At 71.9% G+C, this 19,253-nt stretch carries 18 protein-coding genes; 10 read left to right on the forward strand and 8 right to left on the reverse strand.

Annotated elements, in window-relative coordinates:
- Positions 1-78: 78 nt before the first annotated feature.
- The 5 genes from cas7e to cas2e are packed head-to-tail and all read left to right on the forward strand — an operon-like array spanning position 79 to position 4,064.
- Positions 79-1,293 (forward strand): type I-E CRISPR-associated protein Cas7/Cse4/CasC, encoded by a 1,215-nt coding sequence (gene cas7e, locus ACWD4A_RS20550; RefSeq protein WP_451195773.1) that lies wholly within the window; start codon positions 79-81, stop codon positions 1,291-1,293.
- Positions 1,290-2,036 (forward strand): type I-E CRISPR-associated protein Cas5/CasD, encoded by a 747-nt coding sequence (gene cas5e, locus ACWD4A_RS20555; RefSeq protein WP_451195775.1) that lies wholly within the window; start codon positions 1,290-1,292, stop codon positions 2,034-2,036. Before cas7e ends, cas5e begins: the two co-directional genes overlap by 4 nt.
- On the forward strand, positions 2,036-2,758 hold the full coding sequence (gene cas6e, locus ACWD4A_RS20560) for a type I-E CRISPR-associated protein Cas6/Cse3/CasE (protein ID WP_451195777.1): 723 nt from the start codon (positions 2,036-2,038) through the stop codon (positions 2,756-2,758). The genes cas5e and cas6e overlap by 1 nt, the downstream gene beginning before the upstream one ends.
- Positions 2,755-3,702, forward strand: a complete 948-nt coding sequence (gene cas1e / locus ACWD4A_RS20565; protein WP_451195778.1) for a type I-E CRISPR-associated endonuclease Cas1e — start codon at positions 2,755-2,757, stop codon at positions 3,700-3,702. The genes cas6e and cas1e overlap by 4 nt, the downstream gene beginning before the upstream one ends.
- On the forward strand, positions 3,699-4,064 hold the full coding sequence (cas2e, locus tag ACWD4A_RS20570; RefSeq protein ID WP_451195779.1) for a type I-E CRISPR-associated endoribonuclease Cas2e: 366 nt from the start codon (positions 3,699-3,701) through the stop codon (positions 4,062-4,064). The genes cas1e and cas2e overlap by 4 nt, the downstream gene beginning before the upstream one ends.
- Positions 4,065-4,495: 431 nt before the next feature.
- Here cas2e and ACWD4A_RS20575 read toward each other — a convergent pair whose 3' ends face one another.
- Positions 4,496-5,248 carry a hypothetical protein gene (locus tag ACWD4A_RS20575; RefSeq protein WP_451195781.1) on the reverse strand — a complete coding sequence of 251 codons (753 nt, stop codon included), beginning with the start codon at positions 5,246-5,248 and terminating at the stop codon, positions 4,496-4,498.
- Positions 5,249-5,385: 137 nt separating this feature from the next.
- Positions 5,386-5,931, reverse strand: a complete 546-nt coding sequence (locus ACWD4A_RS20580; RefSeq protein WP_451195783.1) for a Uma2 family endonuclease — start codon at positions 5,929-5,931, stop codon at positions 5,386-5,388.
- A gap of 129 nt (positions 5,932-6,060) precedes the next feature.
- On the opposite strand from ACWD4A_RS20580, the gene ACWD4A_RS20585 reads away from it, so the two are divergent.
- Positions 6,061-6,939 carry an ATP-grasp domain-containing protein gene (locus tag ACWD4A_RS20585; RefSeq protein ID WP_451195785.1) on the forward strand — a complete coding sequence of 293 codons (879 nt, stop codon included), beginning with the start codon at positions 6,061-6,063 and terminating at the stop codon, positions 6,937-6,939.
- A 13-nt stretch (positions 6,940-6,952) separates the two neighbouring features.
- Here the strand turns inward: ACWD4A_RS20585 and ACWD4A_RS20590 are convergent, their stop codons facing one another.
- Together ACWD4A_RS20590 and otr(A) are read right to left on the reverse strand one after the other, a co-directional pair.
- Positions 6,953-7,933, reverse strand: coding sequence for a PrsW family intramembrane metalloprotease (locus ACWD4A_RS20590; protein WP_451195787.1), 981 nt, complete (start codon positions 7,931-7,933; stop codon positions 6,953-6,955).
- A 94-nt stretch (positions 7,934-8,027) separates the two neighbouring features.
- On the reverse strand, positions 8,028-10,064 hold the full coding sequence (gene otr(A) / locus ACWD4A_RS20595) for a tetracycline resistance ribosomal protection protein Otr(A) (protein WP_451195789.1): 2,037 nt from the start codon (positions 10,062-10,064) through the stop codon (positions 8,028-8,030).
- Between the two features lie 488 nt (positions 10,065-10,552).
- On the opposite strand from otr(A), the gene ACWD4A_RS20600 reads away from it, so the two are divergent.
- A complete protein-coding gene (locus tag ACWD4A_RS20600; RefSeq protein WP_451195803.1) occupies positions 10,553-11,356 on the forward strand; it encodes a hypothetical protein in 804 nt (267 codons plus the stop codon).
- Positions 11,357-11,457: 101 nt separating this feature from the next.
- On the opposite strand, the gene ACWD4A_RS20605 is transcribed toward ACWD4A_RS20600, so the two are convergent.
- Positions 11,458-12,267, reverse strand: coding sequence for a GntR family transcriptional regulator (locus ACWD4A_RS20605; RefSeq protein ID WP_451195791.1), 810 nt, complete (start codon positions 12,265-12,267; stop codon positions 11,458-11,460).
- A 454-nt stretch (positions 12,268-12,721) separates the two neighbouring features.
- Here ACWD4A_RS20605 and ACWD4A_RS20610 point away from each other — a divergent pair, with 454 nt between their 5' ends.
- Positions 12,722-13,768 carry a DUF2637 domain-containing protein gene (locus ACWD4A_RS20610; RefSeq protein WP_451195792.1) on the forward strand — a complete coding sequence of 349 codons (1,047 nt, stop codon included), beginning with the start codon at positions 12,722-12,724 and terminating at the stop codon, positions 13,766-13,768.
- A gap of 33 nt (positions 13,769-13,801) precedes the next feature.
- Here ACWD4A_RS20610 and ACWD4A_RS20615 read toward each other — a convergent pair whose 3' ends face one another.
- Positions 13,802-14,305 (reverse strand): ATP-binding protein, encoded by a 504-nt coding sequence (locus tag ACWD4A_RS20615; protein ID WP_451195793.1) that lies wholly within the window; start codon positions 14,303-14,305, stop codon positions 13,802-13,804.
- Between the two features lie 152 nt (positions 14,306-14,457).
- A complete protein-coding gene (locus tag ACWD4A_RS20620) occupies positions 14,458-15,513 on the reverse strand; it encodes a protein phosphatase 2C domain-containing protein (RefSeq protein ID WP_451195795.1) in 1,056 nt (351 codons plus the stop codon).
- 1,634 nt (positions 15,514-17,147) lie between these two features.
- On the opposite strand from ACWD4A_RS20620, the gene ACWD4A_RS20625 reads away from it, so the two are divergent.
- Positions 17,148-17,846, forward strand: a complete 699-nt coding sequence (locus ACWD4A_RS20625; protein WP_451195796.1) for a LuxR family transcriptional regulator — start codon at positions 17,148-17,150, stop codon at positions 17,844-17,846.
- Positions 17,847-17,946: 100 nt separating this feature from the next.
- On the forward strand, positions 17,947-18,429 hold the full coding sequence (locus ACWD4A_RS20630) for a DUF456 domain-containing protein (RefSeq protein ID WP_451195798.1): 483 nt from the start codon (positions 17,947-17,949) through the stop codon (positions 18,427-18,429).
- A 43-nt stretch (positions 18,430-18,472) separates the two neighbouring features.
- Here ACWD4A_RS20630 and ACWD4A_RS20635 read toward each other — a convergent pair whose 3' ends face one another.
- Positions 18,473-18,970, reverse strand: coding sequence for a methylated-DNA--[protein]-cysteine S-methyltransferase (locus ACWD4A_RS20635; RefSeq protein ID WP_451195800.1), 498 nt, complete (start codon positions 18,968-18,970; stop codon positions 18,473-18,475).
- Positions 18,971-19,253 lie beyond the last annotated feature (283 nt).

Genomic DNA, 19,253 nt, shown 5'->3' on the forward strand with positions numbered 1-19,253 from the left:
GGCCCCATCAGTCTTCCCTTGAACTACTTCGCTTGACCACTACTTCACCTGTCGGCCCGGCCAGGAATGGAACTCTCAGTGACGCGAACCATCCTCGATATCCACATCCTTCAGACCGTCCCGCCGAGCAACTTGAATCGTGATGACACCGGGAGCCCCAAATCGGCCCTGTACGGCGGCGTACGGCGGGCGCGAGTCTCCAGTCAGGCATGGAAGCGTGCCACGCGGGAGACCTTCAAAGAGCTCTTGCCCGCTTCCGAATTGGGAGTGCGGACGAAGAAGGTGGCCGAGGCATTGGCCGAGCGCATCATCGAACGGGATCCGGCGCTGGCACCGTCCGTGGCGATCGAACTGGCCGCCGAGACCATGCGGGCCGCGACCGGCTCCAGGATCGAGACGCCGAAGAGGAAGTCGAAGGGGGATCCGGCCGATACGGACGGGGGCGGCGAAGCGGCTCCGGAATCGTCCTACCTGATGTTCCTCAGCAGGCGGCAGCTCGACGCGCTGGCTGCGCTGGCTCTGGAAGGCAGCCCTGAGGGCGACGTCAAGGCGTTGAAGAACTACCTGGCGGCCAAGGAGAACAAAACCAGGGCGCGACAGGCCGCCGACACCCGGCATTCGGTCGACATCGCGCTCTTCGGCCGTATGGTCGCCGACTCCACCGACCTCAATGTGGAAGCGGCAACGCAGGTCGCGCATGCGATCAGTGTGCACATGTCGGAGACCGAGTCCGACTACTACACCGCGGTGGACGACAAGAACACCGACGCCGAGTCGGGGGCCGGGATGATCGGCTCGATCGACTTCAACTCCGCGACGCTGTACCGCTATGCCGCCGTGGATGTCGATGAGCTCCACCGGAACCTCGGCGCGGGGCTGAGGGATGATCAGTCACCGACGACGCCGGTGCAGAAGGCGGTGGGTGCGTTCCTCGAAGGTTTCGTCACCTCGCTCCCGACCGGAAAGATCAACACTTTCGGCAACCACACGCTGCCGGCCGCGGTGATCGTCAAGCTGCGCACACGACGTCCGATCAGTTTCGTCGGTGCCTTCGAGGAGCCGGTGAGGGCGGGTGAGTCGGGCGGGTTCCTGCGGAACAGCTGCAAGCACCTGGTCCGCCATGTTGCGGACCTCGAGAAGAAGTACGGGGTGGCAGCGAACGAGCCGAGCTGGGTCGTCCGCGTCGGCGAGGAGACGAAGGCACTCGAGAGCCTGGGCACCGAGGTGACACTGGCGGAGCTGGTGAAGGACGTGGAGGCCGCCGTCGCCGAACGGCTGGGGTCCGGCGCATGAGCGTGCTTCTGCTACGGCTCGCGGGACCTCTCCAGTCCTGGGGTTCCGCGGCCCGCTTCGCCCGGCGCAGCACCGAGAACGCCCCGACGAAGAGCGGTGTGATCGGCCTCCTCGCCGCCGCCCTGGGCCGCACTCGGGAAGCCGACCTCTCGGACCTGGCGGCCCTGAGGTTCGGCGTGCGCATCGATCAACCGGGCTCGCGGCTGCGTGACTTCCAGACAGCACACCACGCCGATTCGGGCAAAGCCATGCCTCTGTCGGAGCGCTTCTATCTCGCGGACGCGGTGTTCGTGGCGGGCGTGGAGGGCGACGCGCGGTTGCTCCAGCGGCTGTACGAGGCGCTGCTGGAGCCCCGGTTCCTGCCGTATCTCGGTCGCCGATCCTGCCCTCCTTCACAGCAGATCGACATGGGGCCGCCTCTTGAGTCACCTCTGGAGGATGCCCTGCGCGACGCCGAGTGGCAGGTGTCGAAGTACGCCAGAAAGCGCGTTTTGCCGACAGGGCGCGAAGAGCTGGATCTTCTGATCGAGTGCCTGCCCGACGAGATCCCCGACTTCTCGCTTCGCGACGCACCGCTCAGCTTCGACCCGCGCCACCGCCGGTACGCGCTGCGCGGTGTTCGCGGAAGGTCCACCCCGACACCGCCCCACGACCCGACCAGCGTATTCGCCCGTGCCGCGCCGGTTGCCTCCGGCTCTACCGACGCCCCCGAGCCGCCTGTCACGCCCTCGAGGTCCAGCTGATGTACCTGACCCGCTTCCGTATCAACACCGCTCGCTCCGAGGCCCGTAGGCTGCTCGGCTCGCCCCACCTGCTGCACGGTGCCGTGAACATGGCATTCCCCGAGCTCCCGGCTCGGGACGGTCAGGGGCCCCGGGTCCTGTGGCGCGTCGACGGCGATCACCACGCCGACATGAAACTCTTCATCGTCAGCCCCGCCCGCCCCGACCTCACGCACTTGGTGGAACAGGCCGGCTGGCCAACCCTGGAGACCCCGGGCTGGACAACTTTCGCCTACGCCGAATTCCTCAACGCTCTGGCAGCCGGGGACACCTGGGGGTTCCGTCTCACGGCCAACCCCATACATCACATCAGTAGAGAGAAGGACAAGCCCGGGGCCCCCACGAAACGGGCCGCGCACCAAACGCCCCGGCACCAATTGAAGTGGCTGCTGGACCGGCAGGAAAGAGCGGGCTTCGAAGTGGTGCAGAAGCCTGTGGACCGCCAGTTGACGGAATACGGTGACGAATACGAACTGATCGTGCGGGACAAGCGTCCGCTCCGGTTCATTCGGCCTCCGGCAGGCCGTTCCGGGCATGACGTCCGCTTCACTCAGGTCACCTTCGACGGTCGGCTGCGGGTCACCGACCCCACCGCCTTCCGCCGTACCCTCACCCACGGCCTGGGCAAGGCGAAGGCGTACGGCTGCGGCCTGATGACGCTCGCCCCGGCGAGGGGGGCGTGAGCACCGTCGGCCGCCGGGGCACCTCGTCACCCCGGGAACTCACCAGGGTCGGGGACCGGATCTCCTTCATCTACCTCGAACGGTGCACCGTGCACCGCGACGACAACGCCATCACCGCCACGGACACGGACGGGGTGACCCACATCCCGTCCGCCACCATCGGCACCCTGCTTCTCGGCCCAGGCACCCGCGTGACACATCAGGCCATGTCGGTCCTCGGGGAGTGCGGGGCCGGAGTGGCATGGGTCGGTGAGCACGGTGTGCGCTTCTACGCGGGCGGGCGCGCGCTGACCCGTTCCTCCGGCCTGGCCGAAGCGCAGGCCACGGCGTGGGCGAACCGCCGCACCCGGCTGGACGTGGCCCGAGCCATGTACCGCCTGCGTTTCCCCGACGAGGACCCCGTCGGCCGCACCCGGCAGGAACTCCTGCTCATGGAGGGCCGACGTCTCAAGGAATGCTATCGCCGTGAATCCGCCCGTACGGGCGTTCCTTGGCGGCGCCGCGAATACCACCGCGACGACTTCTCGGCCGGGGATGCCCCGAACCAAGGCGTCACAGCGGCTGCGCAGTGCATGTACGGCATCGCACACGCCGTCGTCTCGGCACTCGGCTGCTCACCCGCGCTGGGCTTCGTCCACTCCGGTCACGAGCGGTCCTTCGTCCTGGACGTAGCAGACCTGTACAAGACCGATGTGGCGATCCCAGCGGCATTCGACGCGGCAGCCGAGGGCGAGGAAGAGGTCGCGTCGCGCACGCGCAGGGCCCTGCGGGATCGCATCAACGAAACCGGTCTGCTCAACCGCTGCGTCCAGGACATCAAGAATCTGCTCGGCTACAACGACACTCATGACGCTGCGGTCGGCCAAGACCGCATGACCTTGCAGTCGGACGGCGGCATCCACGTCGAGAGCGGCCGCAACTACGGGGACGAGCCGATCTGGTGACCGTCATCATCCTCGCCAACTGCCCTGCAGGTCTTCGCGGTTTCCTCACCCGCTGGCTCCTGGAGATCTCCCCCGGGGTCTTCCTGGGCTCCCCATCGGCCCGTGTACGCGACATCCTGTGGGCGGAGATCCGCCAATACTCGGGCCAGGGGCGCGCCCTGCTCGTCCACCAGGCCGACAACGAGCAGGGTTACACCTTCCACACCCACGCCCACGCCTGGCACCCCACCGACCACGAGGGCTTGACCCTCCTCCGCCGCCCTTCCCCTGCGATCCCCCCGAAGCACGCCCTGGCTCAGCCGCCCCCGCCGCGCCAGGGCTGGAGCAAGGCGTCCAAGCGACGGCGCTTCGGGGGGCGGTAGCGTGCGGCGAGAGGGTTGGCTTGAGCTTTGCGACGAAAGGTACTAAATGGTAGTGATGCCGGAATCTGCTGCAGTGAGTAAAAACGGGTCTCCCGCAAGGTAAAGCGGCTGGTCGGGCCGTGGTGGTCCCCGCGCATGCGGGGGTGGTCCCGAGGAGACCCCCATGGCAGGCGAGACCACCATGTGGTCCCCGCGCATGCGGGGTGATCCCGTGGCCCCGGCCAACAACGTGTGGTCGAGGCTGCGGATACGTCGCCCCCTTGTCAGCGACCCGACTCCGAACCGGGAGGTCCTCGCCCGCACCACCGAACCCGACCAGCAGCTCATGGTCATGACCGCCGAACCCTGCCCCCTTCCCCGAGCCCTGCGCTTCCTCGCCTCCCGGACCTCCAACACCCGCTCCACGATGGCGCCACCGGCTGATCGACAGATCAAGGCGGCAGCTCCCACACTGTTACGTCCAGGCTCTGTCGGCCGCTCCTCCCCCCGCCGCCCGACTTGAGGAAGCCGACGCGGCCGGCCTCGGTGCCGAAGCAGGCCAGGGAGCCTGCCGGGACGTCCGCCGTCCGTTGTCCCGGGTGCGTGTTGAGGAGGTCCACGCACTGTTGCCGCTTCGGTGGGGTCGAACCGGTCCAGACGACGATCGTGTTGCTGACGAGTTGACCCGGTGCGCAGCTGAGTTGGCAGGCGAGTCCGAGGTCGCCCAGGGGTGCCCGTTGCGGCGGGACGGGGTCCAGGGACCAGCCCGTCGTCGGCATCCCGTTCGCGCTCCCGTCGTCCAGCGTCAGCGTCCCGTGCCACCGGACGCGTACGGCAGGAGGGGCCGTCGGGGGCGCGGGGTCCGTGGTGGGCGGCTCGGTGGGCGGGGTGCGCGGGGGGGCCGGCGGATGAACAACCGGGGGCGACGTACGGACCGGCGGCGGCAGCGGACCCGCCCCACCCACCGAACCACCGCCCACCGAACCGCCTCCCGACGAGCCCCCGTCCGACGGCGATCCCTCGTGCCGGAACAGCACCGTCCCCAGCACGATCGCCGCCACTCCGATGAGCGCGACTGTCCACCGTGCGGCAGTCGTCGGGATCGCCGGGATCTCCGCTCCGCCCAGTTTCACCGGATTCCCGACGGCGGCGGCGACCAGGCACGCCACCCCGCCGATCCACAGCGGCGCAACGTAAGCGAGCACAGCCGATGCCTCCCCCGTGTGTTCACGCCAGGTGGGATCCGACGGTAGCGGCGAGGAGAGTCCGCAGCCAGAGAAGTGACGTGACGTCAGACTGCGCCTGCGCCACGGGTCAGTGCGGCCCTTGCCGCAAAGCCCGGTTAGTAAGGCCGGAGAGCACCGGTGTCGAGGGTGAAGCCGAAGGGTTCGGGGATGTGGACGGTCTCGCCGAACGCGGCCTCTTCGCGGAGCCGGTAGCGGCCGCTCTCGGGCTCGCTGAACAGCGTCACCGTCTTCTGCCGGGCATCGACGATGAGATACAGCGGGATACCCATGAGCGGGTAGTCCCGGAGCTTCCCCACCCAGTCGTTCTCCGGGTTGGAGGGGGAGACGATCTCCACGGCGATCAGGGCGTGCTCCGCTCCGATGCTGCTCTCCGCGGTGTCCATCTGCTCCTCGGGCAGGTAGGTGAGATCCGGGTTCCGGACCTTCGCGGTCTGAGGAGACACGAGATCCGTGTTGCCGGTGTCGATGTACCCCTCCGGGACGTAAGGGTCGAACTGCTTCCTGATCTTGCTGAGGTTGAGTTGATGGATCGCGGAGGGGGACGCTTGCACGATCAGGAGGTCGCCGGACAGCTCCGTCTTGAAACCGTCGGGGAGCGCGCGTCGGGCCTCTTCCAGCAGTTCGAAGTGCTGCGGGTTCATCGGGATCCTCCTGGGGGGGGTGCTCCACCAGCGTATCCAAGGGAGGAGCCGTGCCTGGAGTTTTACGGGCCGGGCCGCCCCAGCGCACCCATGTGAAAGAGTCCCCGCGTGCGAGGACAGGAGAAAGACATGAGCGCTGTGCGGATCGCGGTTGTGACCAGTGGTATCGGGGTCGCGGGGGATGCGGATCTCCCGTTGGTCGTGGACGCGTTGCGGGCCCGCGGATTCGCTGCGGAAGCGGTCACCTGGGACGCGGACGCCGTGTCGTGGGACGCGTTCGATCTGGTGGTGATCCGGTCGGCCTGGGATTACGTGGTGCGGCCCGGCGAATTCCTGGAGTGGGTGGATGCGACGGCCCGCGTCACCCGGTTGTGGAATCCGGCGCCCGTGGTGCGCTGGAACAGCGACAAGCGTTATCTGCTGGAGCTCGCCGGGCGTGGAGTTCCCGTCGTGCCGACGCGGTTCATCGAGCCGGGCGGACAACCGTACGGCGACGAGGATTTCGTCGGGCCCGACGGAGTGGTGGTCAAGCCCGCGATCTCCGGGGGTGCGCGCGATACCGCGCGTTATGAGCCCGGTCGGCACGCGGACGCCGTACGCCATGCCCGGATGCTGCTCGACGAGGGCCGTACGGTGATGGTCCAGCCGTACATGCGGCGCGTGGAGGAGGGCGAGCGCGCGCTGGTCTTTCTCTCCGGCACCTTCAGTCACGCGATCCGGAAGGAGCCGGTATTGACCGAGCCCGGAGTCATCGACAACGACAAAGAGGCACACCCCGGCGTCGCCCCGTACCGGCCGACCGAGCGGGAGATCCGTACGGCGCGGGAGGCCTTGGCGGCGGTTCCGTCGTCGGAGGTCCCGCTGTACGCCCGGGTGGACCTCGCGCTCGGCGAGGCCGGGGAACCCCTGGTCATGGAGCTGGAACTCATCGAGCCCAACCTGTTCCTCCAGGACAACCCGCAGGGGTTGAAGCGCTTCGTCGAAGCCGTGGCGGCCAGGAGCCGATGAGCCGCTGCCCCCCCTACGGGTCGCCCCGCCCCGCCCGCCGCGTCAGCGGCAGCAACCAGGACAGCCCCAGCAGGGCGACGATGATCAGCCCGCCGTCGGAGAACACCGTGTAGAGATGTTTCTGTTCACCGGTGGGGTGCGGGATGTAGCCGTTCGCGAAGAGCGTCCGCTGCTGGGTGCTGGCCGTCAGCGCGTACACCACCCAGACGGCGATGCCGTTGACCGAGTCCCAGAGGGCGTGCAGCAGCGAGACGCCGACGTACGTCGCGACGACCCGGCCGGTGAACCGGAAGCGGCCGTCGCGGCGGTCGGTGAGGAGGGCGGCGCCGAGGATGGCCGTCCACAGTCCGTGCCCGAACGGGGCGAGGACGCCGCGCAGGATCTCCGTCTCGACGAGGTCGCGCAGGGACAGTCCGTGGAGGGTGAGGAGGGCGTTGAAGGCGTAACCGGAGCTCTCGAAGGCCGCGAAGCCGAAGCCGACCGCGGCGCCGAGCACCAACCCGGCGCGCAGGCCCCGTACTTGGGGGTAGCGGCGCAGGACGAACATCAGCGCCGCGGCCTTCACGGCCTCCTCGATCAGGCCCACGCCGACGAAGAGCAGCACCGAGGGGTGGAGCAGGTAGTACTCCAGGACGGACGCGCCGAGGACGCCGAGGATCCCGCCGACGACGAAGCAGCTGATCAGCAGGTGTGCGCCGAGGACCTTGCCGTACTTCTCGTGGGCCCACAGGGTGAAGCAGCCGGGCACCAGGAAGCTGCCGAGCAGGATGAGCGTCGGCAGCAGGTTGGTGTTCTGCGTGGTGTACGTGACGACGATGGCGAGGATCCACAGCGCCGCTCCCCCGAGCAGGCACCGCCACCACAGGCCGGGCCGCGCCCCGGTGACGGGGGCGGGGCCGGGGGCCGGCGGTGGGACGGGGGCGGGGCCGGGGGCCGGCGGTGGGACGGGGGGTGACTGCTGTGACCTGTTCGGCCATCCTTGCGCCTGGCTCATGGGCTACCCGGGGTGCGGGGACGCTTGACGGCCCCATTCTCGGCCCGCGTCGCGCCCGTCGCACCCCGGGGCGCCCGACCGGGCACCAAGGCCGTCATTGCCGCACCGCCGACAGGTGCCGCAGGTACTCCGCCCTGTTCAGCGGGTTCCCGTCCGTGCGGACCCGGCGCGGCGGCGGGCCCGCGCAGGGCCGGTCGGCGGACGGGGTCGACCACCAGACCGCCTCGCCGCGGCCCAGCGCGGGCAGGCGCCGTTCGAGGTCGCGCACCCGGGCCGCCGGGACGACGCCCTTGAAGACGCACGCCGTCGGCCCGGCCACCGTGTCGTGGAACTCGGCGCCCGCCGCCGCGAGCGCGCCGCTCACCGCGCTCAGGACGTCCGGCGGCACCTCCAACTCGTAGGCGTGGCACGGCTCGTACACCCGCGTGCCCGCCTCCGCCAGCGCCGCCATCAGGACCAGCGGGGTCAGGTTGCGGAAGTCCGCCGCGGTGCTCACGGGGCTGGCGTAGCCGGAGCGGGTGAGGGTGACGGCGCAGTCGGTGACCGGCCAGCCGTACAGGCCCTGGGCGAGGGTGCGGTGGACGGTGTCCTCGATGGCCCGGTCGAAGGCGAGGGGGAGGGCGCCGAGTTCGGTCTCGCGGCGGAAGACCGTGCCGGAGCCGGGCGGGCCGGGTTCGACGCGCAGGCCGACCGTCGCCCAGAACAGCTGGCCGCCGTGGCGTTCGATGCCCTCGTCCGCCTCGCCGGTGCCGGACGGGCGCTCCCGGTGGACGGTGCTGCTCGGCTCGAAGAGCGCGTCGACGCCGAACTCCTCGGCGAGCGTCGCCGCGATGATCTCCTTCTGCACCTCGCCGTAGAGGAGCACGGAGATGCCGCCGCCGTCGGGCAGGGTACGGGTGGCGATGAGCGGGTCCTGGTCGGCGAGGGCGGCGAGCGCGGAGTGCAGCCGGGCCGCGTCACCGGGGCGTACGGGCCGGACGACCGTCTCCAGGGTCGGCGCCGCGAAGTGCGGTGCGCGATGCGGCGCGAAGTGCGGCGCGCGGTCGCCGGTCGCGCCCCCGAGCCGGTCGCCGACGCGGACGTGGGGCAGTCCGCGGACCCTGGCGATGTCGCCCGCCGTGAGGCCGCGGCCGCCGCCGACCGTGTCGAGGGAGGTGATCCGGCCGGAGTGCTCGTCCGGCGCCCCGTCCGCCGTGCGCCGGTGCAGCGTGATGCGTTGACGTTCCGTCAATTCGCCGGAGAAGAGCCGTAGATACGCGGTCTTCTCCCCGGCCGGGCCGCGTTCGACGGCGAAGACCGTACCGGTGGGCCCCGCGTCCCCGGCCGGCCGCTCCGGGATGTACGTCACGATGCCGTCGACGAGCGCCGCGACCCCGTCGCCGGAGAGCGCCGAGCCGAAGTAGACGGGATGGAGCAGGCCGCGCCCGGTCCGGTCGGCGATCAGGTCGCCCAACTCCCGCGCACCGGGCGGCGGTCCGTCCACGAAGCGGGCGAGCAGCGCGTCGTCGGCCTCGGCGAGCGCCTCGCAGGCCGTGTCGCGGAAGGCCGGGCCGGTGCGGGGGTACGGGACCGCGCGGGCGGTGGGCGTGCCGATGCCGTGGACGGTGCCCATCGGCACGACGGCGGGGGTCAGCCGACGGCGGATGCCGTCCAGCGTCCCGGCTTCGCGGGCCCCGGGGCGGTCGGTCTTGTTGACGAAGAGCAGCGTCGGCAGCCGCAGTCGTCGCAGCGTCTTCATCAGGACGCGCGTTTGCGCCTGCACACCCTCGACGGCGGACAGGACGAGTACGGCCCCGTCGAGCACGCCGAGGGCGCGCTCGACCTCGGCGATGAAGTCGCTGTGGCCGGGCGTGTCGATGAGGTTGACGCGGCGGTCGCCGACCCGGAACGGGGCGACGGCGGTACGGATGGTGATGCCGCGGCGGCGCTCCAGTTCACCGCTGTCGGTGAGGGTGCTGCCCGCGTCGACGCTGCCGAGCCGGTCGAGGGCGCCGGCGTCGAAGAGGAGGCGCTCGGTGAGGCTGGTCTTGCCCGCGTCGACGTGTGCCAGGACGCCGATGTTCAGCGTGCGGCGGCGGGCGTCACTCGCGGGGTTCCGGGTGTGCTGAGTACGAGTACGGGTGGTGTGCATGTGCGAAGAAGTCCTCGGGAACGGTCGTCCGGTCAGGGCGCTGGAGGTTTCCGAGGCGTCGGCGCATGTTCCGGGTCTCCTGTGGGTCTGTCGGACCCGTCGGGCCCGTGGGACTTCTTCGCGTTGCTTCTTCGCGTCGCCGTCTTCGCGTCGCTTCTTCGCGCCGCTTCTTCGCGTCGCTTCTTCGCGCCGTCCGCTCCGCGCGGGGCGGCGGTCGGTGGCGCGCGGCCATCCTGCCAGTCGCGCGCCACCGGATCGAGGCATTTTCCGCGCGCCCTCCAGGAGTTCCTCACATACCACATGAGCACCCCGCCGCTCATAAGGCTGCTCACTCTCCGGTAATGTGCGACTACCGCTGGAAGTCGGCGCAACTTTGTGAATTGCTTCACACCTGACCCTTGGCCGCGTCCGGGTCTTCGTGCTGAGATTCGGAGCACGGCTTCCAGCTCGACGGCGCGCTTGGGGAGGGCACTGTGGCGGACACCGCCATGCGGAATTCTGGGTTGTCGGAGGAGCCAAGGGGACCGCAGGGGCCGGACCCGCAGGGGGATGATCCACTCGAACGAGCCGTGTGGCGCCTGCGGTCGCGCGCCTGCTGGGACGACGCCGCGGCGCTGCTCGCGCCGTACGCCGCGGAGGAGCCCGGCGCGGCGCTGCGCCGGACGGCGGTGCTGGTCGAGCGGTGCATGTTCACGGCGGAGGGCTGGGGTCCCGCGGAGGACGCGCTGCGCTCGGCGGAGGCGCTCGCCTCGGACGACGAGGAGCGGGGCGCGGCGGCCTGCGAGCGGGGTCATCTCGCGTACGCGGCCACCCTTTTGGGCGTACGGGACCGGGCGGACGAGGCCCGCTCGGCGCTCGGCCGGGCGGCGGCGCTGCTCGCCCCCGGCTCGCCGACGCGGCCACTGCTGCACTTCCGGCGGGGGCTGATCGCCCAGCACCTGTCGGACAACCCGTCCGACGCCACGGCCGCCTTCCAGCGCGCCCACGCCGGGGCGACGGCGCACGGCCAGCGGCTGCTGCTGTCCTTCACCTGGCGGCACGTGGCGGCCATGGCGGAGCACGACGGAAAGCTCGCCGAGGCCCGCTACGGGTTCGCGGAGTCGCTTCGCATACGGGAAGAGCTGGGCTATCTGGTCGGCATCGCCCCCGCGCTCGCCTCGCTGGCCGCCGTCCTGCCCGACGCGGACGAGGCGGCCCGGCTGCGCGAGGAGGCCCGTCGGCTGGTGCGGCTGCTGGGCGGCGTCCCGGCGTGGCTGGCCGACCGCCTGTCCTCGACGACGGCGCCGGACTGACCGGACTTGCCGACCGGACCCTGCCGACCGGCATCTCGCGGCGCGCCCGGCACGGGGCCGAGTCGGGCCGGGCCGGGTCGGGCCCTTCGGCGGGACGGGGCTCAGCGCGCCCCGGTGAAGTGGCCGGCGATCAGGGACTCGACCCGTTCCAGGTCGCCCGCCGCCAAGGCGTCCAGCAGGGTCAGGTGTTCGGCCGCGTCGGCCATGAGGCCGGCGGCGCGGGCCGCGGCCCCCTGGACGGCGGGCCACTGCGCGCGGCGGTGCAGTTCGTCGGCGACCGTGACCAGCTGCCGGTTGCCCGCGAGGCCGAGCAGTGCGCGGTGGAAGGCGCGGTCGGCCTCGGCGTAGCGGGCCCGGTCGCCGGTCGCCGCGACGGCGGTCGCCGCCTCGGCGAGCGGCCGCAGTTCGGACCAGCGCGCCGCCGGTGCCGTGCGGGCCAGCCGCAGCACGGCCGGGACTTCGAGGAGGGCGCGGACCTCGGCGAGCTCGGCGAGGTCGCGCGGGGTGCGGCTGGTGACGCGGAAGCCCCGGTTGGGGACGACCTCGACGGCGCCTTCCAGGGCCAGCTGCTGCATCGCCTCGCGCACGGGCGTCGCGGAGACGCCGAAACGCTCGCCGAGCGCGGGCCCGGAGTAGACCTCACCGGGTATCAGCTCACCGCTCAGCAGGGCCGTGCGCAGGGCGTCGAGGATCTGGCCGCGCACCGAATAGCGCTGCGGCACGCGGCGGACGGGAGCGGACGGCGCGGCCGGGGTCCCGTACGCCTCTTCGCCGTAGGTCTCCTGGCTATGGATGTGCTCACCGCGGACGTGGCCGTCGCCCTGCGTACGGTACGCGGCCGACGCGGTGTCCCGTCCGGGTGCGCCGGGAACGGGCCGTGCTACGGCGCTGTGCGGTCTGCCCTGCTCCATGTGGGGTCCTCCTGTGTCCATCCGAACCATAGGCGTCCGTTCTGACAGTTCAAACCCCGATCCATCCGGGTAAGGTAAGGCTTGCCTGTAAACGATCGCGATGCGATGCCGTGGAACCGCCGCCGGCAGGCGACGGCCGGGTGACCGCGACCGGGCGAGCTGCCGCCTCTTCTGCACGCCGCGCCCCGATGACACCTGCCTCACCCGCCCCCGTACCGGTGACGCGGTAAGCGTAGAACGTATGACCACAAGCTAATGGGCTTCACACCACTCGATCGAGTGGTGCAAATCGAACTCAATTCTCTTTCTCTTGAGTGGAGTTCGAATTACCCCACACCTATCTGTATGCCCTTCGGGTCCGTTGGCGGGCAGTTGCCCTGAAACCCTTTGGCGAACGGTCCGGTTCCGTCAGGATGGCGCGCGAAAGGCCGTACAGCTATGCAAGGGACGCGACATGAGAGTGACCGATATACCGCTGAATTGGATGATCCCCAGCGTCGTGGCGCTCGCCGGTGCCGTGGTGGCGGTGACGGTGCTCGCGCGTGGCAAGCACGGGGGTGTGGACGACACGGGGGCGCCCACCGACTCCTGGGAACGCACCGAGGAGCGCAGGCGCCGCAAGGAGGCCATCTACGGAAGCGCCTCGTACCTGCTGCTCTTCTGCTGCGCCGCCGTGGCCGCCGCGCTCTCCTTCCACGGGCTGGTGGGCTTCGGGGTGCAGAACCTGGGGCTGTCGGGCGGCTGGGAGTACCTGGTGCCCTTCGGTCTCGACGGCGCCGCCATGTTCTGCTCGGTGCTCGCCGTGCGCGAGGCCAGCCACGGCGACGCCGCGCTCGGCTCCCGGATGCTGGTGTGGACCTTCGCGGGTGCGGCGGCCTGGTTCAACTGGGTGCACGCACCACGGGGGATGGACCACGCGGGCGCCCCGCAGTTCTTCGCGGGCATGTCCCTGTCGGCCGCGGTGCTCTTCGACCGCGCGCTCAAGCAGACCCGCCGGGCAGCCCTCCGCGAGCAGGGACTCGTACCCCGCCCACTGCCCCAGATCCGCATAGTCCGGTGGCTGCGCGCTCCCCGCGAGACCTTCGGAGCATGGTCGTTGATGCTCCTGGAGGGCGTGCGCACGCTGGACGAGGCAGTCGAGGAGGTCCGCGAGGACAAGCGGCAGATGGAGCGGGACCGGGTCCGGCGCCGCGAGGCGGGCAAGCTGGAGCGGGCCCGCATCAAGGCGTACAACCGGCAGCACCGCGTCTGGGGACGCGCCCGAGGGCGGCAGGTGGAAGTGACCACCGGGCCCGCCGTCCCCGCCGCGGCGCAGCCGCCGCAACTCGGCGCGGAGCCTTCCATAGCTCCCGAGGGGCAGCTCCCCGTACGTGCCCGTCCGCTCCAGGCGGTGAGCGGCCCTGACCCGATCGACCTCACCGCGGAGGACGACACCCAGGCCATTCCGCGACTCGACTCGCTGGAGGCCAAACTCGCCCAGATCGAGCGACAGTTCGGCTGACGACCAAGAGCCCTGAACCGGCCGTGCGGCGGTTCAGGGCTCTTGCGCGTCCAGCTCGAACCAGACCGTCTTGCCCACGCCGTGCGGGCGCACCCCCCAGCCGTCCGCGAGGGTGTGCACGAGCAGCAGGCCGCGCCCGGACGTCGCGACCTGCTCCAGGTCGCCGTCGGTCCCGTCATCGATCCCGGCGTCGGTCCCGGTGCCCCCGTCGCGCAGGGCCGGGCGTCTCGCGACGAAGTCGCGCACCTCGACGCGCAGCAGGCCCTTGGCCCACGCGCCCGCGCCGCCGGTGAGCACGGCCCGCACCACCGCTCCCCCGTCGGTGTGCACCAGGGCGTTGGTGACCAGCTCGCTCGTCAGCAGCTCCGCGGTCGCCGCCCGCCCCGGCGCGCCCCAGTGCGCCAGCAGGGCGCGCAGCTCCGCCCGTATGCGCCCGACCGCGGTGAGGTCGCGGCGGCCGAGCCGTCTTTCGAAGCACGGCGCCGAGTGCGCCGGTGGGTCCTCCTCGCCCGCCAAGCCCGTGATCCGCCGTTTCATCCTTCCCTGCCCCGACCCCTCCCCGGCGCCCCGGCATCGAACACGCTCACGCACCACTCAGGTTCATGCATGCCCCGGCCTCCGGCGGGCTATCCCGACTGCGCGCCGGTTCGCGCCCGCGGCGGGGCGGGGAGCAGGTCCGCCGCAGGCGGTCAGGCCTCCCAGAGGGCGCAGGCCGTGCGGTCGTCGGCGTAACCGGTGACGCGGAGTTGGGTGTCACCGAGGAAGGCCGCCAGTCCGGGCGGCTCGCCACCGGTCCACCGCCGGGCGAGCTCGCGCCCCAGCTCCGGTTCGCCCCGCAGCGGCTCCGCGAGCCCGGCGCTGCACAGCAGCAGCGTGTCGCCGGGCCGGGCGACCGACGCGCGGAAGCGGAACGGCTCACCCGGTACCTCGGGCGGTTCCACGGCCGGGGTGATGCCCGGGGTGGGGATGCCCAAGTCGATGGTCATCCGGTCCTCGGGCGCCGGGCCGTAGCCGACGACCGGTTCGCCCGGCGTCTCCGTCCCGCCCGGCTCCGGGTCGAGGTCCTGCCAGGCGTTCTCCCTGAGCCGGAAGAGGCCGCCCGCGCCGACGCCGAAGAACACGCGCGTGCGGCAGCCGGGGTCGGCGGTCAGCAGGAGGCAGCGCACGGCGGCGGTGTACTCCTCGGGGAGCAGGCCCAGTTCGGCGGCGCGGGCGCGCAGCCGCCCGTACGAGCGGTCGGTGAGCCGGTGCAGCCCGGACTTCAGCTCGCCGCGGCGGCCGCCGCGGATGTCGTCGGCCAGCCGGGCGTGGCTGCGCCCCACGGCGCCGCCCAGCCAGGCGCAGATGTCCCGCGCCGCGCGGTGCGCCTGGCCCGCCGTACGGGTGCCGCTGGCCATCGCGACGAACAGCAGCGCGCCGTCGCCCTCCCCGAAGCGGGTGGTGAGCATGGCGTCCCTGCGGGGCTCGCCGCGGTAGCGGGCGGAGTCGCCGCGCAGCGAGGCCGCGCGCAGGGTCACCGCGCCGTAGGCAGCCCCGTCGAGCACGGTGTCCGGCACCGCGTGCGTCAGGTCCCTCGGGTCGCCGGCGGGCCAGGCGGTCGGCTCGGCGTCGTAGGTGGGCGGGCGGTCTCCCACGAACTCCGTGACGCGCGGCGGCTTTCGCGACTGCCGGGGCACCGCGGGCAGCCGGGGCCGCCGGGGCTCGGGCGGCGCGGAGGGCGAGAAGAGGGTCTCCCAGGGCTGCATCGGCTGGGACGGCGGGGGAATGTCGTCGGGGTCCGGGGGCTGCGCGCCCCGGCCGTTCCGCGAGTTCCGCGAGGACAGCGGGGTGTCCCGGGGCTGCGGGGACCTGGCGGGCGAGAGCGGCTGACGCGACTGCCGGGGAATGGGGGCCGGGAGCGTGTCGCGGGGTGGCTGGGAGCCGGAGGTCGGGAGTGAATCGCGGGGCGTCTGTTCGACCGGCGCCCTTTCGACCGGCGCTGCCCTTTCGACCCTTTCGACCGGCGCCCGGTCGCGGGATTCCTGCTCGCGCGGGGCTTGGTCGCGCGGGGCTTGGTCGCGCGGGGCCTGCTCACGTGGCGCCCGGTCGCGCGACGTCTGCTCACGTGGGGCCTGTTCTCGTGGCGTCTGCTCACGTGAGGCCTGTTCTCGTGGGGCCTGCTCACGTGGCTGTCGTGAACTCTCCCCGTTCTTGCGGGCATTGTCGCCCGCCTCCGGGGAGTCGGGGAAAGCGTCCGGCTCGTCCGGTTTGTCCGGCTGCAGTGCGGCGGTCGGCGGAAGCGGGTGGCGCGTCTGCTTGGGCTTCCTGGGTTTTTCGGACCTCGGTGCGGGTGGTGGGCCCTCCGGCTGTCCGTCTTCTTCCGGAAGCGGCGCCGCGGGCGTCTCGTCCTCCCGTGCGCTGTGCGACGAGGACTTCGAGGGCCAGAGAGGCTCCCGTGACTGCGGGGGCCGTGGTGGGAGCGGTGCCTCCCACAGCTGTTCGGGCTCCGGGGGCGGTGGTGTCTCCGCCGACCGGGGGAGGTCGGAGGGCGGGAGCGCCTCCCGCGCGGGGAGCGCCGTACCCGACCGCGGGTCCTCCGATGACGGCGACGGGAGCGACTCCCGGGGCGCCCCGGGCTGTTGGGTTTCCGCCGGTGGCCTTCTGATCGGCTGCCGCTGCGCGTTCATCGGCCTGAACGTCGGCCTCCGTACGTTCACCGGCCTGGGCGCGCTCGCCGGTCTCGCGACGTTCGCGGGCCGCAGCGACTCCGGGAGTTTCAGCGGTTTCTCGGTCGGCCCCGTCGGGTCCGCCGGTTCGGGGAGCCGGGGCGGCGGTGCGGGGGCGCGGGGCGGCGGGACCTGTCCCCGGGGATCGGGCGGCGGCCCGTTCCCGGTGATCCGCTGCGTCCGGTCCGGCGCCGGGGGCCGGGGCGGGTCCTCGGCATCGGGGGGCGCCTGTGCTTCCGGGGGCGAGTGGAGTTCGGGAGGCCCCGGCAGGCCGCGGGTGTGCGGGGCGCCGTAGCCCATCGACAGCGAGGGGAGTCCTCCCGAGGGGGGAGCCGGCCGGCCGGGCGGCCCGTCACCGCCGCGCTCCCTCGTCGGCCGTGCCGCCGTCCCGGCCGGTTCCGGCTCGGGTACGGACCCCGGGTCCGCGCGCACCACCGCGGCGACGGAGGTGAAGCGCTCGTCGAGACTGTCGTCCCCGACGGCGGAGCCGGTGTCGGGCTGGTTCTTGTCGTACAACTCGCCCCACCAAGCGTCCTCTTGGCCGGAGCGTTGTTCCCCCTGCTGACTCATGCCCTTATTGTCCACACCTCGGGGCATTCGGGAAGAGTGCACGAAGGAACCGCCCACAGGGATGATGTCCGCAGTCGAAACACGGTCGCGGGGAGGGATGTCGTGTGCTCAGTGGCATAGGTCTGGACGCCGTCCGGGAGACAGTGCGGTGCGAGCAGCTGACGGAACGGCCCGTCGGTGACGGCACGGTGGAACTGGTGACCGGTTCACCCGCCATTACCGAACGTCTGTCGCGCTTGCGGCTCGCCGCCACCCGCGAGATTTGCACGCTGATGGCGCACAGATCGTGGCCCACTACGGGTGACGCGGTCAACGGCGTACCGGAGCGCGCCGTTGTGGAAAGCGGCGCGCGGGGCGGCCGTCCGCCGGGTCCCGGCGGGCACGGCGTGCGGGTGCGGGCCGTCGGACGGGTGCCCGCCGAGTTCGTCCTCACCGACCGCGCGGTCGCGCTGGTGTCGCTGTCCCCACGGGCCGACGGGGCCGGGGAACCCGCCGCCCTGCTGGTCCGCCCCGGCGAGCTGCTCGCCTCCCTCACCGACCTCTTCGAGGACGTGTGGCAGCGGGCGCTGCCCGTACGGGGCCGCACGGGCGAGGACCCCGCCGAGGGTCCGGACGCCGTCGACCTGGAGGTGCTCTCCCTGCTGCTCATCGGGCTGACCGACACCAGCGTGGCCAGACAGCTCGGGCTGGGGCTGCGCACGGTGCAGCGGCGGGTCAAGCGGCTGATGGAGCTGGCCGGGGTCACCACACGGCTCCAGCTGGGCCGCCACGCGGCGGAGCGCGGCTGGACGGACGGGCACTGACCTGCGCCTCGTCACGGGGCGGAGACTAGCGGAGACTATCGGCCACACTGGCCGCAATCGTCCGGAAGCGGTGCCGGACGGCTTCCGGCAACCTTGGTCCATGGGGACGTGGCAGCTGCTCCTGGTCGGCCTGGTGATGCTGCTCGGCCTGCTCGGCGTGGTGACCCCGGGCGTACCCGGACCGCCGATCGTCTGGGCCGGCGTCCTCTGGTGGTCGATGACCACGCGGACCACCCTCGCCTGGGCCGTACTGGCCGGCGCCACGGGTGTGCTGCTGCTGAACCAGGCCGTCATCTGGCTGCTGCCGCCCCGGCGGCCGAGGGGCGCGGGCATCACCCGCCGCGCCTTCCTCGTGGCCGGGTCGGCCGGGATCGCGGGATTCTTCCTCGTACCGCTGCTCGGCGCGGTCCTGGGCTTCGTCGCCGGGATCTACGGAGTGGAACGGCGGCGGCTCGGCGGCCACGGCGAGGCGTGGGCGTCGACCCGGTATGTGATGCGGGCGCTCGGGACGAGCGTCCTGGTCGAACTGTTCGCCTGCCTGCTGGTCGTGGGGGCGTGGATCGGATCAGCGGTACACGGGTGATGCGCTGTGCGCTCGATTGACGTGGCGTCCAGCCGAGTTGACGTCAGCGTGCGACCGCTTCCAGCCCGAGCAGCAGCCGCTTGCGCTCCAGGCCGCCCGCGTATCCGGTGAGCGAGCCGTCGGCGCCGATCACCCGGTGGCAGGGGCGCAGCACCAGCAGAGGGTTGGCGCCGATCGCGCCGCCCACCGCGCGGACCGCTGCGCGCGGGGCTCCGATGCGGGCGGCGATCTCGCCGTACGTGGTGGTGGAGCCGTACGGGACGGCGTCGAGGGCGTCCCACACCCGCTGCCGGAACTCCGTCCCCTGGACGGCGAATTCCAGGGTGAACCCCTCGGCCTCCCCCGCGAAGTAGGCCGCGAGCTGGCGGGCCGCCTCCGCGAAGGCGGCGTCGTCGCGCCGCGAGTCCGGCCGGAGTTCGGGGGCGTTCTTCTGCCCGGGTACGGACAGCGAGGCGATGGCCGTGCCGCCGGGGGCGGTGGCGGAGGGCCGCCCCGTGAGCAGCAGCGGGCCGATGGGGCTGTCGATCTCGGTGTGGAGCATGTGTTCCAGTGTGCGGGGTCCGCTGGCGCGGGGCTGGCGGAAATCCGACGTGACGTTTGCGACGGCAGGCGCGGGCCGTCTTGCCGCCTGCGGCGGGAGCGCCCTGCGGGCACGTCCTCAATCGCCGGACGGGCTGAGTGTGCGGGCGTAGTCCGCAGTCTGCGGGTCGCAGGCCAAAGAACCACGGTCCGCAAATCCAGCCCGTCCGGCGTTTGAGGACGCGGCCGCAGGCCGCCCCCGCCGCAGGCGGCGAACCGGCCCGCAGCCGGGCCCGGGGGCGCGC

The sequence above is a fragment of the Streptomyces sp. NPDC002537 genome (genome assembly GCF_053594975.1).